Source organism: Caproiciproducens faecalis (assembly GCF_019448085.1).
Classification (GTDB): Bacteria; Bacillota; Clostridia; order Oscillospirales; family Acutalibacteraceae; genus Caproiciproducens; species Caproiciproducens faecalis.
Window position 1 is genome coordinate 150,992 of sequence record NZ_JAGFNZ010000003.1, and the last position, 14,701, is coordinate 165,692.

Here is a 14,701-nt window from a genome sequence, read left to right on the forward strand (position 1 = left end):
AGCTGAAAAGTCAAGTGTTTTTCTATTTTGCCCGGAATGTAAAAAAATAACGGCACAGTCTAGGATGTTGTGCCGCAGGAGCAGCAAAGAACATATTATGCCATTAGACAACTTATAAAATCAGGTGATAATATGCCACTTACAACCAGAGAACTATTAGCTAAACTTATCAAATGTGAAGCGGGCGGGGAAGGGGACGACGGCATGCGTGCTGTCGCTTCTGTGATTGTCAACCGCGCGCAAGTCCCAAACGGGGAATTTGCCCGGGTCAGTCAGGGCGGCGATATTCGCAGAATTATTGAGCAGCAGGGGCAGTTTACCTGTATGAAAGAAGTAGTAGCAGGCGCTTACAATTCCCAGAACGTATGGAATATGGACCCCGAGCAGATCCATTATGAAATAGCGGACTGGGCCATTGCCGGGAACACCTTTTCCGGTACGGGAAACTGTCTTTTCTATTTTAATCCATTTAATCCCCAGTGTCCGCCTTATTTTCCGCCGGGAGGGGCCGGTGTGATTTTTAACCGAATCAATCAGCACTGTTACTATTCCCCTACCTCAGTCTATGCCACTACATGATTCTAAGGAGGAGTCAAAATGATGGACATCAACAATTCCGTTGGTGATTACAAAATGCCTCCCTGTGCCGCCGCCGGCTGCTCCGGCGTTCAGACATCCGGAGACATTTCGAGCTATAACTACCTGAACCCCATGCCGCAGATGCAGAGCATGCCCCAGTCGGTGGCGGGTGTATCCCAGACCGCCCCTTCGCAGATGATGGGGGGTTCCATGCAGCAAACCGCCGCCTTGCCGCAGATGCCGGCACAGCAGTCAACAATGGATATCTTTCGGCAGTCCGGCGGCGGAACCATGGCTCCGACAGGCGGCCAGCAGGGGACAACATCGGCAACGATGGTTCAGACCGGGATGCCGCCGAGCGTGGTTACGCCGGACAGTCTGCAATACCTGAACGGCTTTATGAGAACGCAGATCGGCAAGCCGGTACTTGTCACTTTTTTGGTTGGCACCAATACTTTGACGGATCGTACCGGGACTCTGCTGGGTGTGGGCATTAACTACATTCTAATCAGAGAAACGCGAACCGATGACATTCTGGCGTGCGACTTCTATAATATCAAATTCATCAGGTTTTACCAGTAAGAGTTTTTGTCTCCCTTCGCGGGCCCCGCAGCCGGCAGGGCCCGTCAAAGGGAGTGAAACCGGCGATTACTCTAACCGGCGGCTTGCACCGTTTGGGCGGCGGAGGCATCGGCGGGCAGCTCCACGGCGGGCGCCTTGCCGATTCCCGTAATATTCCCGCTGATCTCGCATTTGGAGACGGTCACCGTGGTGCCGCTTCCGTCTATATTCTGGAAAATTTGATTGACTGCTTCTGTTGCGTCAAGCTCTACCCGCACAATCTGACTGGCGGCTTCGTCCACATAGCAGTAGCCGTAAATGGCGGGCGCGCTGTCCAGCAGAGTTTGGACGACGGTCTGGGAACCCTTGGACATGCCTGTGGCGGTAACGATATTTTCAATGGTGCTGCGCAGCACCTCACTCTGAAAAGTCAGTTCAATTTTATGTACCTTTACAGAATCCAGCGTCGTTTCCCGTACATATTTCTGGGCGGTAACATTGCCGAAAAGCCGCAGAATGTCGATCTGTTCCAGCGGGGTGGAGGCGATTCCTTCCGCGGTGGTTTTCTGCCATCCGCTTCCCGCGTTCGAGTAGAACCATACCCCGTCACTGTCGGAAACGGTGTAGGACACGCTGCTGCCCGTTACGCCCCCCAAAAGGGAGGTCTGGGTGGATTTCAGCGCGAAGGGCTTTGCCCAGTATACGCTGGTACTGTCCGTTTGATAGGTAAACGGTTTGTTGTTTGCGCTGAATTCCAGTGTATTGTTAATGGTGGCAGTGCAGTTCTGAATGGCGTTGGCATTGGTTTTGGCCTCGCGCATCAGCACATCGGCGTCCGCTTTTTTGCCGCAGGCAGCCAGGCTCAGCAAGAGTGCCGCCGCCAAAAAGAAGGTTGCCAGTTTTGAAATTTTCATAATTTCCCTCTTTGCTTATATTTCGACATTATCTAGTATCATATCAAATTTTTATTGGAATCGCAACCCAATTGCCTCCCATAACTTGACATAATACCCGCAACAAGGGTAAAATAACAGGTATTAACTTTATGATTATCTAAGGGAGTTTGGCATGAATGAGATAACGCGGGCCGCGGCAAAAATGGCATCCCTTTCGATTTATAAGGGCATTTTGAACCGCACTGTCCCCAGAGCCTTTTACCGTCTTCTGTGGTCGGCCGGCCGGTCGGAGGAAGAATTTCTGAACGCGTGGGGCGACTTCTTTGCCGTGCTGTGCGAGCGGGGGTACAGTGAAAATCTGGCCGGATGCATTACCGGCACGGCGCTGTATGACGAAAACGCTTATTCGCTTTCCGCGGCGGCCGGGAAAGCGGAATTTCCTCAGCCGCTGATGGACGCGGTAGAACGCGATCTGCAGATTATTCTCGATATTTCTTCCATTACCCCGGAACAGCTTCTGGCTGACTGCGGATTTGAACAGGATCTGTCCTCGCTTCGTTTACCCCGCTGGAAAACCGGGGAGCCGGTGAGCGCGCTCAGGGGAGAATTGAAGGATAACATTCCTCAGATGACGGAGTATTACCGCGCAAACGGATGCGGCATGTATGCCCGTTACCGTGCGTTTATCTGGCGGGATAAAAAAATCCAGCCTGTCGCGTATCCCGACAAAACGTCGCTTGCCGACCTGAAGGGGTACGAGCTGCAGCGCGGACTGGCAACGGACAACACCCTCTCTTTTTTACAGGGGCTGCCCGCCAACAACTGTCTGCTTTACGGCGACCGGGGAACGGGAAAATCCTCCACAGTCAAGGCACTGCTGAATGCTTATTACACAAAAGGACTGCGGATGATTGAAATGCCGAAGGAATCCCTGATGGATTTTCCGCTTCTGGTAGATCAAATCGCCGCCGTTCCGATGAAATTCATTATTTTCATTGACGACCTCTCTTTTTCCAAACAGAACGATACTTACGCCGCGCTGAAGGCGGTGCTGGAAGGCGGACTGGCCGCAAGGCCGGAAAACACGCTCATCTACGCCACCTCCAACCGGCGCCATCTGGTACGGGAGACCTTTTCCGATCGGGAGGGCGACGATATCCACCGCGGTGACACCATGCAGGAAAGCCTTTCTCTGGCCGACCGTTTCGGCCTTTCCATCAGCTTTACCCTGCCCGACAGGGAACGCTATCTGGAAATTATCCGCCTGCTGGCCGGACAGCGTCAGCTTGAGGAATACATAAACGAGCTGGAAAAAGGTGCGGAGCGCTGGGCCACCGCGCGCGGCGGACGTTCCCCGCGCTGCGCCAGACAGTATATCGACGACGCGGAGGCGCGCATCCGACGCGGACAAAAGATTTTATAAGAGACGGAAAGGAGCATACCATGCTGAAAAAAATAACGGCGGCACTGCTGTGCATTGCCATAGCTGTAGGAACTCTTGCGGCCTGCGGACCCAAAAACGATATTTCCTCCGGTGCCGGAGCGAAGGACTTCCCGGTGACCATCGGGAACGTCACAATCAGTGAGGAACCCGCGGGGGTCGCGGTGCTTTCCCCGAACATTGCCGACGTAATTCTTGCCATGGGGTATGAAGCCCAGCTGAAGGCAAAGAGTGCGGAATGTACCCAAAGCGATCTTTCCGTTTTGCCGGATGTGACCGTGGACGACGCACAAAAGATCAAGGATCTTGGCGCTCAGCTGGTCTTTACCGATACAAAGCCCACTGAGGAGCAGATGTCCGCGCTGAACAAAGCGGGAATTTCGGTGCTGACGATTGCGAAAGCAACCGGCAGGGAAGACTTTGACAGGCTGTATTCCCAGGTCGGCTCAGCCATGAAGGGCGCGAAAACCGGTTATGAAAAAGGAAAGAAAATTTCTCAGGGGATTTTCCTGACCATAGACGACATCAGCCGCATTATCCCATCCGGCGACACACCCACCACCGTCGCCTATCTTTACGATACGGAAGGCGGAACCGTCACCGGCGATACGCTGGAGGGCGCTTTAATTGAATCGGCCGGGCTGGTCAACGCCGCTTCCGACGGAACCGGGAACCATGTTTCCGCAAGCACCCTGCTGCTGGCGGACCCGAAATATATCTTCTGTCCCACCGGTTTAAAAGCGGAACTGGCGCAGTCCGAAGAATACAAAAAGCTCAGTGCGGTCAAAGAGGGCAGAGTGTATGAAATGGACCCGAATCTGATGCTGCTGCAGGGCAGGTGTGTGGTGGACGCGGTCAGCTTTATGGCCGGAACCGTTTATCCGGAGCTTTTGGAAGGAACGGAGGCCTCCAGTGCGCCGTCCGCCTCATCCAGCCCCTCCTCCGCTTCTTCCGGGACATCGTCCCAGCCCTCTGTGAACAGTGGGAGCAGTTCCTCAACCACCTCTTCAGCTGTCACATCGGCAAATACCAATCTTACGCTGAAAAAAGGCGACAAGAGCGACGAGGTGCTGAAAATGCAGAATCGTCTGAAAGAGCTTGGCTATATGTTCGTGACGCCGACCGGCGAGTTTGCGGAGGGCACGGAGCAGAGCGTCAAGGACTTCCAGCTGTTAAACGGCCTTGTGGTTACCGGCATTGCCGACTCGAACACTCTTCAGCTTCTGTATTCCGCCAATCCGGTTGCGCGTAAGGATTGATTCAAAACACAAAAGGCCTTGTACCATTTTATATGAGCGGTACAGGGCCTTTATTCATCAATATGGATTTGATTTCCTTGCGGAATTTTTACTGCCCAAATAGATTCTTCACTGATAACTACCGCCCTGCTGTAGGAAATGCAGCAGGGCGGTTATTTTATCAGAATATGCTGCCGGTACAGAGCAGCTTTTCGGGCAGGTCGGCGCGGTAATCCGGGGCTTTGGGGTCAAGGCTGTTGATGACGACGCCGTGGCAGTTGTTGCCCGCCGTTGCGTGGATGTACCGGCTGTCACCCAGGTACATGGCGACATGGCCGGGGAAAAACAGCAGGTCGCCTTCTTTGATGTCCTTAAAAGCGATCTCGTGCATATCGAACTCCGGAAGAATATGCGCGTCGCGGCAGATGATGATCCCGTTGAGCAGATAAGCCATGGAACACAGGCCGCTGCAGTCAATGCCGAGCGGCGTTTTTCCGCCCCAGCGGTACTGTGTGCCGAAATAGCTGAGCGCGGCGTTTACCAGTGCTTTGCGCAGAGCGGGTTCATTTTCTTTGCTCCACCAAGAAATGTATTCACCGAGAAACGCGCTCCATGTGAAGCCTTCGCGCCCATCGCAGAAGCGGACGCGCTGCCAGCCGTTCTCCGGCTGACCCACGGGGCAGAGCAGGCCGCCGCGTGTGACTTCACCCACAAGATGACCCTGTACTTTCGGCGTGTCCAGAACATCCGCGTAGGCCTGAAAAACGACTTTTTTCGGAGCAGTGTTCCAATATTCAACCAAAGCCTCATCAAAGCAAAGTGCTTCCTCATTGACCCAGCCCTCATAGCCGTAATGAGTGCGCACGCGCGTCCAGCCGTTCTGCCGTTCCAGAATCTCCACGGTCATGCCGCAGAGCGCTTCGTCGGTCAGTTCGCTGCTGCGGGTAGGGAGCTCCATCAGCGGTGCTATGGCGTCTTTAATCAGTCCGTATTCCATCTTATCCCTCTTTATAATAGTCGTAAACCGCCCGGGACAGCCTGCCGATCAGCTTCTTGGACGGCTCATTCTCCTTGGTGTCGTCCACGGAGTCGGTGACAAAGCAGCCGAAGTAGTAATTGTGCCCGGGCAGCGAAAAGATGCCTGTGTCGTGGTTCAGGTAATTCAGCCCGCCGGTTTTGTGCGCGGCGGAGAAATCCTTGTCGGCAATGTACCGCAGCGCCATACTGAAATCGCGCTGCTGACCCAGAATGCCCAGCGCGTAACGGCAGAGTTCCGGCGTCAAAATGGAGGCGCGGTACAGGTTCTGAAAAACGGTCAGCTGATCCTGCGCGCTGGTGTAATTGTTGCGCCCCTGCCGGATTGCCTCCCAGTCGAGCATTTTCCGTTCCAGAACGGTGGCTTTCAGCCCCAGCCTTTGGCAGTAGGCGTTCATGGCGTTCATGCCCAGAAATTCAATCAGCACGTTGGTGGCGGTGTTGTCGCTGTTGACGATCATCCAGGTGAGCAGCTCTTCCAGAGAGTACTCTCTGATGCCCCGGTCGAAAACCTCGGTGTCGTCCAGAATTTCCTTTGCGGGGACGGGAATCCGCTGGTCTGTTTTGAGCTTTCCGCTCTGCACCAGATCCAACGCCGTCAGCAAAATGGGCGTTTTGATGGTGCTGGCGGAAACGACCTGATTTTCCGCGTGAAAGGAAAGCAGTGTCTCATTCTGATCCAGATCATAGACCAGAAGAGAAACATTCGCGTTGATATCAATGATTTCTGTTTCGGCATAATAGCGCAGTTCTTGTTGTTTCATATTATCCCTCCAATACGGTGATTTTTCCGGAGATGGAGTTCATTTCAATTTCTTTCCCAAGCGGCAGGGACATACTGGGCATGCTGTGGCCGCAGGCCAGATTCATCAGCGCGGGTTTGTGCTCCGGCACAAGCAGTTCTTCAAAAACCTGCTGCAGCGTCAGCGATCTTTCCGGGTCTTGTGCAGAGCAGTCGGTGAAAGAGCCGAGAAGGATTCCGGCGCAATCCCGGAATTTTCCGGCCATTTTCAGGTGGTTCAGCATTCCGTCAATCCGGTACGGTTCCTCGCCCACGTCTTCAAGGAACAGGATTTTATCTTTGGTGTTGATTTCATAGCAGGTCCCGAGTGACGACGACACAAGCGAAAGGTTGCCGCCGGTCAGGATTCCCCGTGCGCAGCCGCCGACCAGCGTCTTGACCGGCAGGATGGCCGGGTTTTGCAGCTCGCCGATTTTTCCGCCGAACAGCACCTTTTTCAGGCTTTGGGCGGAGTATTCGTCCAGCCCCCGGTACCATTCCGTAGAGGGCATGGGGGTGTGATAGGTGACGAGACCGCACTGCTGGTTTAAAACAATATGCAAAGAGGTAATATCGCTGTACCCGCAGAAGAATTTGGGGTGCCTGCGAATGCTGTTCCAGTCGATGAGATTCATCAGGCGCTGTGCGCCGTAGCCCCCGCGAATGCAGAGGATACCGTCAATTTCCCTGTCCGCGAACGCGGCGTTAACGTCGTTTGCGCGCAGACGGTCGTCCCCGGCAAGGTAGCCGTGCGCCCTGCGGCAGCTCTCAAAAATCACGGGTTTCAGAGAAAGTTCCTCCACCGCCCGCACTGCCGGGCCAAAGCGCTCCGGGGGAACCGGGCCGGCCGGAGCAATCAGCGCAACGCGCGCGCCGGGGAACAGTGGTTTTGGCGTAAACATGTTATTCCTCCAGTATTTTTCTGTACTCCGCAAGTTCGGGCTCGTTCGCCAGTACAAAATGGCCGGGCTCTATTTCGCTCCAAATCGGCTGATTGACCGAATAGTCGTGCATTTCCGGGTCGTATACCAGAAGCTGTTTGTTCTTTTCCGCGGCCGGGTCGGGCAGCGGAATCGCGGAAAGCAGCGCGCGGGTGTAGGGGTGTAGCGGGTGCGCGAACAGCCGCTCCGTTTCAGCCAGTTCTACCAGCACGCCTTTGTGAATGACCGCGATGCGGTCGGAAATAAAGCGCACGACGGAAAGGTCGTGGGCAATAAACAGATACGTCAGACCGCGCTTTTTCTGCAGTTGGGAAAGCAGGTTCAGTACCTGCGCACGGATGGAAACGTCGAGCGCGCTGATGGGTTCGTCGGCAATGATGAAATCCGGCTGCATAATCAGCGCCCGTGCAATGCCGATGCGCTGCCGCTGTCCGCCGGAAAATTCGTGCGGGAAACGGCTGGCGAATTCGGGCAGCAGGCCCACGTCGGTCAGCGCGCGGTCAACTTCTTCCCGGCGCTGCGCTTCACTCTGGCATCTTCTGCAGTTGTAAAGTCCCTCTGAAACAATATAGTCCACCTTGGCGCGCTCGTTCAGGCTCGCCATCGGGTCCTGAAAAATCATCTGAATCCGGCGGGTCAGCTCACGATCCAGTTCTTTGGGAATCGGCCCGTTTATTTTTTGGCCTTTATACAGGATTTCCCCGCCCGAGGTCGGGTTGATGCGGATAATCGAGCGGCCGATGGTTGTTTTTCCGGAGCCGGATTCCCCGACCAGACCGAAGGTTTCGCCTTCGTAAATCGTAAAGCTGACGCCGTTCACGGCGGTAAATTTCTGTTTTTTCGTGCCGAAAGTAACTTTCAGGTCCTTTACTTCCAGCACAGGCGTTTTTTTCTCAGACATTGCCGCTTACCTCCCGGCGCAGATTTTGGATGATCTCCGGCGGATCCACTTTGGGGGCGCGGGGGTCCAAAAGCCATGTGCGCGCCTTGTGGGTGGGGCTTACGTCAAAGTACGGCGGGCGCTTGACAAAGTCGATTTTCAGCGCGCGCGGGTTGCGCGGCGCAAACGCGTCGCCCTCAATGTGCGTAAACAGGTTCGGCGGGGCGCCCTTGATGGAATACAGGTTTTCTCCCTTGACGCCGAGCTGCGGCAGGGAGGAGAGCAGCGCCCAGGTGTACGGATGGCGGGGATTGTAGAACACTTCCTCGCATTTGCCGATTTCCACAATGTCGCCCGCGTACATGACCGCGATGCGGTCGGCCACGTTGGCGACCACGCCCAGGTCGTGAGTGATATAGATCGTGGTCAGATCGTATTTCTCTTTTAAATCCTTGAGCAGCTTTAAAATCTGCGCCTGAATGGTTACGTCCAGCGCGGTGGTCGGTTCGTCGCAGATCAGAATTTTCGGCCTGCACGCAACGGCAATGGCAATGACCACGCGCTGGCGCATTCCTCCGGAAAATTCATGGGGATACTGGTGAATCCGGTGCTCTGCGTCGGGAATCCCGACGTCCTCCAGAATGGAAACCGCCGCCGCTTTCGCTTCTGCCCCTTTCAGACCCTGATGAAGCTCGATTGCCTCACAGATCTGGTAGCCGATGGTTTTGAGCGGGTTCAGGCTGGTCATGGGGTCCTGAAGTACCATGGCGATTTCTTTGCCGCGTACCGCCAGCCATTCCTTTTCGGTTTTCAGCTTGCTTAAATCCTTGCCGTCATAACGGATTTCTCCGTTGGTTATCGTGCCGTTCGCGTCCAGCAGTCCCATAAAGGTTTTGACCAGAACGGACTTGCCGGAGCCGGATTCCCCGACGATGGCAAGGCTTTCCCTCTTGTATAAATCCAGAGAAATTCCCCGGATTGCGTGCAGAATCCGTCCGCGAAGGTTGAATTTTACTTCCAGGTCCTTAACGGAGAGAATGATTTCCTGTTCCATGATTCAGCCTCCTTAAACGTGATTTTTCGGGTCGGACGCGTCCGCGAACGCATTGCCGATGATATAGAACGAAATGGTGACGACCGAAAGCGCGATTGCCGGGAAGAACAGCTGGTACCGCAGCGCGGCGGAGGTCATCAGCACGCGGCCCTCGTTAATCAGGTTGCCGAGCGACGGGATGCTGACCGGAAGCCCCAGCCCGATGTAGGTGAGGAATACCTCGTTGCCGATCGCCGCGGGAATGGCAAGCGCCATGCGCAGCATAATCACGGACACAAGGTACGGCAGCAGGTTTTTCAGCATAATGCGGCGCGTCGGCGTACCCAGACAGCGGGAAGCCAGATTGTAGTCCCGGTCGCGGATAATCAGAATCTGGTTGCGGATAAACCGCGCCATGTCCAGCCAGCCTGTCAGGCACATGGCGAACACCAGCGTGGAGATGCTGGGCCGCATAATGTAGGAAAATAAAATCAGGACGACGGTCTGGGGAATATTGTCCAGCACGTTGTAAATTTCAGTGAACAGCCGGTCAAGCTTGCGGACATAGCCCCAAAGCACACCCATCAGGATGCCGAGCACCGCTTCACTGAGCGCGACGGCAAAGCCGATCAGCAGCGAAGTGCGCGTGCCGCTCCAGACACGGCTCCACAAATCCTGACCGATGGAGTTGGTGCCGAACCAGAACTCCCCGCCGGGCTGCAGGTTTCTCAGCTGCATGCCGGAGGCGTCGTTGAAAATTTCCGTCGCGGAGCGCTGGCCGGGAATCATCGGCTGGATAAAGGTGAACAGGAGGATGACTCCCATTAAAATCAGAAGGGACAGGGCCACCTTGTTTTTCAGAAAGACCTGAAAAGTGGAGCGCCAGTAGGAGTAGTCCGAGTATCCGGAGCGCTCCGCCGCCGCCTCGTCAAAACCGGAAAAGGTAAACAGCTCGTCGTCGGATAAGTTTTTGAGGGACTGGTTGATGCTGTCCTCCACAGCGGCGGTTTTTTGATGTCTCAGTGCCATTACCGCGCACCTCCCTTTTTCACAAAGCTGATGCGCGGATCCATCAGGTTCATCAGCACGTCGCCCAGCAGCAGGCCCACAATGCCCACTGCGGAGTAGATCAGCACCAGCGCCTGCACCATGTTGTTGTCCTGGCGCTGAATGACGTTGACCAGCAGGCCGCCCATGCCGGGGACGGAGTACAGGGATTCAATATAGATGGAACCCGCGATGGTATACAGCAGGGAAGTCGGAAGATACTGCACCATCGGCACAAACGCGTTGCGGAACACATGATTTTTCATGATGGACTTGCTGTCCACGCCCTTTGCGCGCGCAAGCCGGATGTAGTCCTTGTTCAGTTCGTCAACCATGTACCGCCTGAGCCACATGGCGTAATAGGCAATGTTGCCGAGCGACAGTGACACGGTGGGCAGAACCCAGCTTACCGGGTTTGCCGCGCTGAACAGAATCGGCAGGCCGAACCAGTCGGTAAAGTAGAGCTGTACCAGCAGGTAGTAAACGGCGGCGGGTACGGCGGTGATGAATACGATGAACGCGGTGCCGAATTTATCCCAGAAGCCGCTTTTGCCCCGCGCCATGGCGGTGCCGAGCGGAAGCCCCAGCAGGAGGGCGATTGCCATGGACGCAAGCCCCATAAAGATGGATACCGGCGCTTTCGACCCGATGATTTCCATGACCGGCACATTGGGCCGGTAAATCATGGAATTTCCAAGACTGCCGTGCAGAATCTGAAGGTAGAAGTTTTTCAGCTGGATCGGCAGCGGGTCAAGCAGCCCCATGCTCTGCAGGGCGGTATGAATTTGGTTTTTATCCAGCTTGTCGAAATTCTGGAAATACCCTTCGACCGGCATCAGCCTCATCAGGGAAAACACAATGGTGATGATGATAAAAAGGGTAATCAGGGACTGTACCAGCCGTTTGGCTGTGTATTTTAACATGGCAATGCTCCTTTGCGGCAGGATATGAGAACAGACACTTCCGTGAATGACCATTCTCATATCCTGATAAAATCAAAATACGAATAATGGCTCCGCCGCGCTTCAACGGAGCCATTATTCTTTCAGCTATCCTTTGGTTTTCAACGGGGGATAAAACCCGTCTTATTTTGCTGCTTTGGCAAGCGCGGCCGCGCGCTCTTCGTTCCATTTCTTTTCCGCCGCGTAGTATTCGTCCATGCTCATGGGCTTTTCAAGCAGGTGCTGCCCCTTGTAGCGGAGGATGGAAACGCCGAACGGAGCGTACTGGTAGTCAAATTCATTCCGCTTTGTGACCTGATATCCGTCGGTGTTCAGGCCGTAGGGAATGACGAACGCGTTGTTGATGAGGAAGGCCTCTGCTTTCGCAAACGCGTTGTAGCGCTTGCTAAGGTCAAGGGATTCTCCCATAGCGGCCTTTAAAAGGTTTGAGTAGGTCTTGCTGCCGTCGGCGTCAGTGTAACCCTGCACCTTTTCAGGCCAGTTGTAGTTACCGCCGCCCTCGCCGTTTGCGTCGTTCGGCTGGAACGGGTCGGTGAAGGTCTGCGGGTCGGCGTAGTCGGGGCCGAAGTTGACCTTCATCAGCGCGTATTTACCGGCGCGGCGTGTTGCGGAGAGGAATCCGGTCGAAGGGCCGGCTTCCGGAACAATATCAATGTAATCCTTGCCGAGCAAACCTTCCAGCTGCTGCTCCACCACCTGGCATTCCTTATCCCAGTTGGCGGTGGTCGGGTTGTACGGCATCAAAATCTTGACCGGAAGGGTCGCGCCTGCGGCCTTCAGTTCTGTTTTTGCCTTTTCCGCGTACTTCTTGGCTTCGTCCGCCTGGAAGGAGTCGCGGGCGGTAATCGCTTTCAGGTCGCCGATATTGGTGTAATCCGTGCCGTTCAGGTCAACCAGGGCGGGCGGAGTGACCGTGTTCAGAAGCTGTTTGTCCGGATTGTACGGTTCCGCGACGGAAAGCGCCTTGATACGGTCAAGTCCGTAGAAGATGGATTTGCGGAAGTTTTCATTGTTGACGGCCTTGGTCCAGTTGTCCGGCTCGTACTGCGCGTCAAACTTCGGGTTGAAGTTGAAAGCGTAGAAGTAGGAGTAGCACTGGCTGCGGCTCGGGCTGACCAGATTCTTGGTGGCGTCGTCCTTCATCCACTGGTCGAGAATATCGGAGGAAATGTACGCCTGGTCGATCTCACCGCGCTTATACATTTCCGGGGCAAGCGTATTTTTTTCTTTATTATAGGTCTCGGTAATCGTACCGATATAAACCTTGTCTTTATCCCAGTATTTGTCGTTCTTGGTGTAGACGTGGGAGACCTGCGGCTCATAGGTGGTCAGAAGGTACGCACCGTTATACAGAAGGCTGGCGTTGTCCACACCGAAATTCGCTCCCTTTTCCTTCAGAAAGTCGCCGTTTGCGGGCAGGAAGCAAACGTAGACAAGCATGGAAAGGAAATACGGGGTCGGTTTTTTCAGCGTGTAGACCAGTGTGCTGTCGTCGGTTGCCTTGACGCCGACCTGTGAAAAGTCCGTGATCTTCTTATTGTAGTAGTCCTCCGCGTTTTTTACCACACTGTAAAAAATGTTGGCGGTTTCGGATTTATAGGTGTCCGTTAAAAGATACTGGGCGGCATCCACAAAGTCCTGCGCCTTTACGTCGGCGACTTCCTTGCCGGTGCTGTCCACCCATTTTACGCCCTTGCGCAGGTGGAAGGTCCAGGTGAGCTGGTCATCGCTGGTTTCCCATTTTTCCGCAAGGCCGGGCTGCACGACGCCGTATTTGTCGTATTCGATCAGGCCGTCCACGCCGTTTGCCGCAACGGCCTGCTCGGTTTGGCTTCCGGAAATCAGATAATTCATGGTTGTAAACTCTTCGGAGTACAGCTTGCGGTAGTTTTCGGACGAGCCTGCGGCTTTCTGGCCGCATCCCGCCAGCGTGCCGAGCAGCATTGCGGCGCACAGCAGCATTGATAACAGCTTTTTCATTGTTGATCCTCTCTTCTCTCAGTGTTCTCAAATATTCGATGTATATAAAAAGACGGCAAGTGCCTTATTTGCCGGCCTCTTTGAATGCGGGAACGGTCTGAATTCCGATGCCGGGCAGGTCGTTCATCACAATCCGGTTTTCCAGAAAATCCGGCCCGCCTTTAAACGGGTCGATTTTGCACAGGGACGGGCCGTCCAGATCGGCGCGGGTGATAATCCCCTTTGCCGCCGCAAGGTGCGCCGCCGCGCTGACGGCCAGCTTGCTTTCCAGCATGCAGCCGATCATGCACTCCACGCCGTAGGTTTCTGCAATGGCGCAGATTTTCAGAGCGCCGTAAATGCCCCCGGTTTTCATCAGCTTGATATTGATAAGGTCCGCCGCGCCCGTGCGGATGATCTCCACCGCGTCTTCGGCCGAAAAAACGCTCTCGTCCGCCAGAATGGGGGTTGCGACCGACTGTGTTACCGTTCTCATCCCGTTGAGGTCGTGTGCTTTTACCGGCTGCTCGCACAGCTCGATGTCCAGACCCCGGTCTTCCATCGCGGTCAGAATATGTACGGCTTCCTTGGCGGTCCAGCCCTGGTTTGCGTCTACGCGGATTTTTACGTCCGGCCCTACCGCTTCACGGATGGCGGCAATGCGTTCAATATCCTTCGCGCCCTCTTTTCCAACCTTGGTCTTTAAAATGCGGTAGCCGCGTTTCACCGCGTCCACACTGTCGCGCACCATCTCGTCAATCGGGTTGACGCTGATGGTCAGGTCGGTTTCCAGTTCGCGGCGGTACCCACCCAGAAGCCGGTAGAGCGGAGCGCCGTAGCGCTTTCCGTACAGGTCGTAAAGCGCCATATCCACACAGGCCTTGGCGCTGGTGTTTTTTTGGATGCAGGAGTGCAGCTTCTGCATAACGCCATCCAGATTCTCAATTTCCATCCCCACAATCGCCGGGCGGATGAAGTCACGAATCGCACAGACGACGGAGCCTTTCGTATCGCCGGTAATCACCGCGGTGGGCGGCGCTTCCCCGTAGCCGACTTCTCCGGTGTCGGTCGTAATCCGAATGACAATGTCCTCTACATTTTCCACTGTGCGCAGCGCGGTTTTGAAAGGGGTTGCAAGGGGAACGAAAATCTCACCGATTTCAATTTCCTTTATTCGCAAAAGAGCGCCTCCTCAATCTTGTGTTTCTGCAAATAATGCAATTCCAAATAAATTAAAATTCATACATGGCTAATTATACCACTGCAACTTAGCACTGTAAAGGAGAAATGACGCCTGATAGTCTCAAAAATTCATTACAGCTTTGTCACCAAATCGGCCTCGGTGCGG

The 14,701-nt window shown here is 54.7% G+C and carries 14 protein-coding genes; 4 read left to right on the forward strand and 10 right to left on the reverse strand.

The window, feature by feature from the left end:
• The first annotated feature begins 132 nt into the window (after nucleotides 1–132).
• Nucleotides 133–579, forward strand: a complete 447-nt coding sequence (locus tag J5W02_RS09450; RefSeq protein ID WP_219965442.1) for a cell wall hydrolase — start codon at nucleotides 133–135, stop codon at nucleotides 577–579.
• An 18-nt stretch (nucleotides 580–597) separates the two neighbouring features.
• Entirely contained in the window at nucleotides 598–1,161 is a 564-nt protein-coding gene (locus J5W02_RS14760) for a hypothetical protein (protein WP_255575669.1), read from the forward strand.
• A gap of 71 nt (nucleotides 1,162–1,232) precedes the next feature.
• Here the strand turns inward: J5W02_RS14760 and J5W02_RS09460 are convergent, their stop codons facing one another.
• The gene (locus J5W02_RS09460) at nucleotides 1,233–2,054 is read right to left on the reverse strand and encodes a hypothetical protein (protein ID WP_219965443.1); all 822 of its coding nucleotides are present in this window, start codon (nucleotides 2,052–2,054) and stop codon (nucleotides 1,233–1,235) included.
• A 154-nt stretch (nucleotides 2,055–2,208) separates the two neighbouring features.
• On the opposite strand from J5W02_RS09460, the gene J5W02_RS09465 reads away from it, so the two are divergent.
• Nucleotides 2,209–3,459 (forward strand): ATP-binding protein, encoded by a 1,251-nt coding sequence (locus J5W02_RS09465; protein WP_255575670.1) that lies wholly within the window; start codon nucleotides 2,209–2,211, stop codon nucleotides 3,457–3,459.
• Between the two features lie 20 nt (nucleotides 3,460–3,479).
• Nucleotides 3,480–4,736 (forward strand): peptidoglycan-binding protein, encoded by a 1,257-nt coding sequence (locus tag J5W02_RS09470; protein ID WP_219965444.1) that lies wholly within the window; start codon nucleotides 3,480–3,482, stop codon nucleotides 4,734–4,736.
• 160 nt (nucleotides 4,737–4,896) lie between these two features.
• On the opposite strand, the gene J5W02_RS09475 is transcribed toward J5W02_RS09470, so the two are convergent.
• The 9 genes from J5W02_RS09475 to J5W02_RS09515 form a co-directional block, all read right to left on the reverse strand.
• A complete protein-coding gene (locus J5W02_RS09475) occupies nucleotides 4,897–5,712 on the reverse strand; it encodes an NlpC/P60 family protein (RefSeq protein WP_219965445.1) in 816 nt (271 codons plus the stop codon).
• Between the two features lies 1 nt (nucleotide 5,713).
• Entirely contained in the window at nucleotides 5,714–6,514 is an 801-nt protein-coding gene (locus tag J5W02_RS09480; protein WP_219965446.1) for a serine hydrolase, read from the reverse strand.
• 1 nt (nucleotide 6,515) lies between these two features.
• Nucleotides 6,516–7,433 (reverse strand): S66 peptidase family protein, encoded by a 918-nt coding sequence (locus tag J5W02_RS09485; protein ID WP_219965447.1) that lies wholly within the window; start codon nucleotides 7,431–7,433, stop codon nucleotides 6,516–6,518.
• A gap of 1 nt (nucleotide 7,434) precedes the next feature.
• Nucleotides 7,435–8,373 (reverse strand): ATP-binding cassette domain-containing protein, encoded by a 939-nt coding sequence (locus J5W02_RS09490; protein WP_219965448.1) that lies wholly within the window; start codon nucleotides 8,371–8,373, stop codon nucleotides 7,435–7,437.
• Entirely contained in the window at nucleotides 8,366–9,406 is a 1,041-nt protein-coding gene (locus J5W02_RS09495; protein WP_219965449.1) for an ABC transporter ATP-binding protein, read from the reverse strand. Before J5W02_RS09495 ends, J5W02_RS09490 begins: the two co-directional genes overlap by 8 nt.
• Nucleotides 9,407–9,418: 12 nt before the next feature.
• Nucleotides 9,419–10,414, reverse strand: coding sequence for an ABC transporter permease (locus J5W02_RS09500; RefSeq protein WP_219965450.1), 996 nt, complete (start codon nucleotides 10,412–10,414; stop codon nucleotides 9,419–9,421).
• Nucleotides 10,414–11,415 (reverse strand): ABC transporter permease, encoded by a 1,002-nt coding sequence (locus J5W02_RS09505; RefSeq protein ID WP_407928368.1) that lies wholly within the window; start codon nucleotides 11,413–11,415, stop codon nucleotides 10,414–10,416. Before J5W02_RS09505 ends, J5W02_RS09500 begins: the two co-directional genes overlap by 1 nt.
• Nucleotides 11,416–11,517: 102 nt before the next feature.
• Nucleotides 11,518–13,374, reverse strand: a complete 1,857-nt coding sequence (locus tag J5W02_RS09510) for a peptide ABC transporter substrate-binding protein (protein WP_219965451.1) — start codon at nucleotides 13,372–13,374, stop codon at nucleotides 11,518–11,520.
• 64 nt (nucleotides 13,375–13,438) lie between these two features.
• A complete protein-coding gene (locus tag J5W02_RS09515; RefSeq protein WP_219965452.1) occupies nucleotides 13,439–14,533 on the reverse strand; it encodes a dipeptide epimerase in 1,095 nt (364 codons plus the stop codon).
• Nucleotides 14,534–14,701 lie beyond the last annotated feature (168 nt).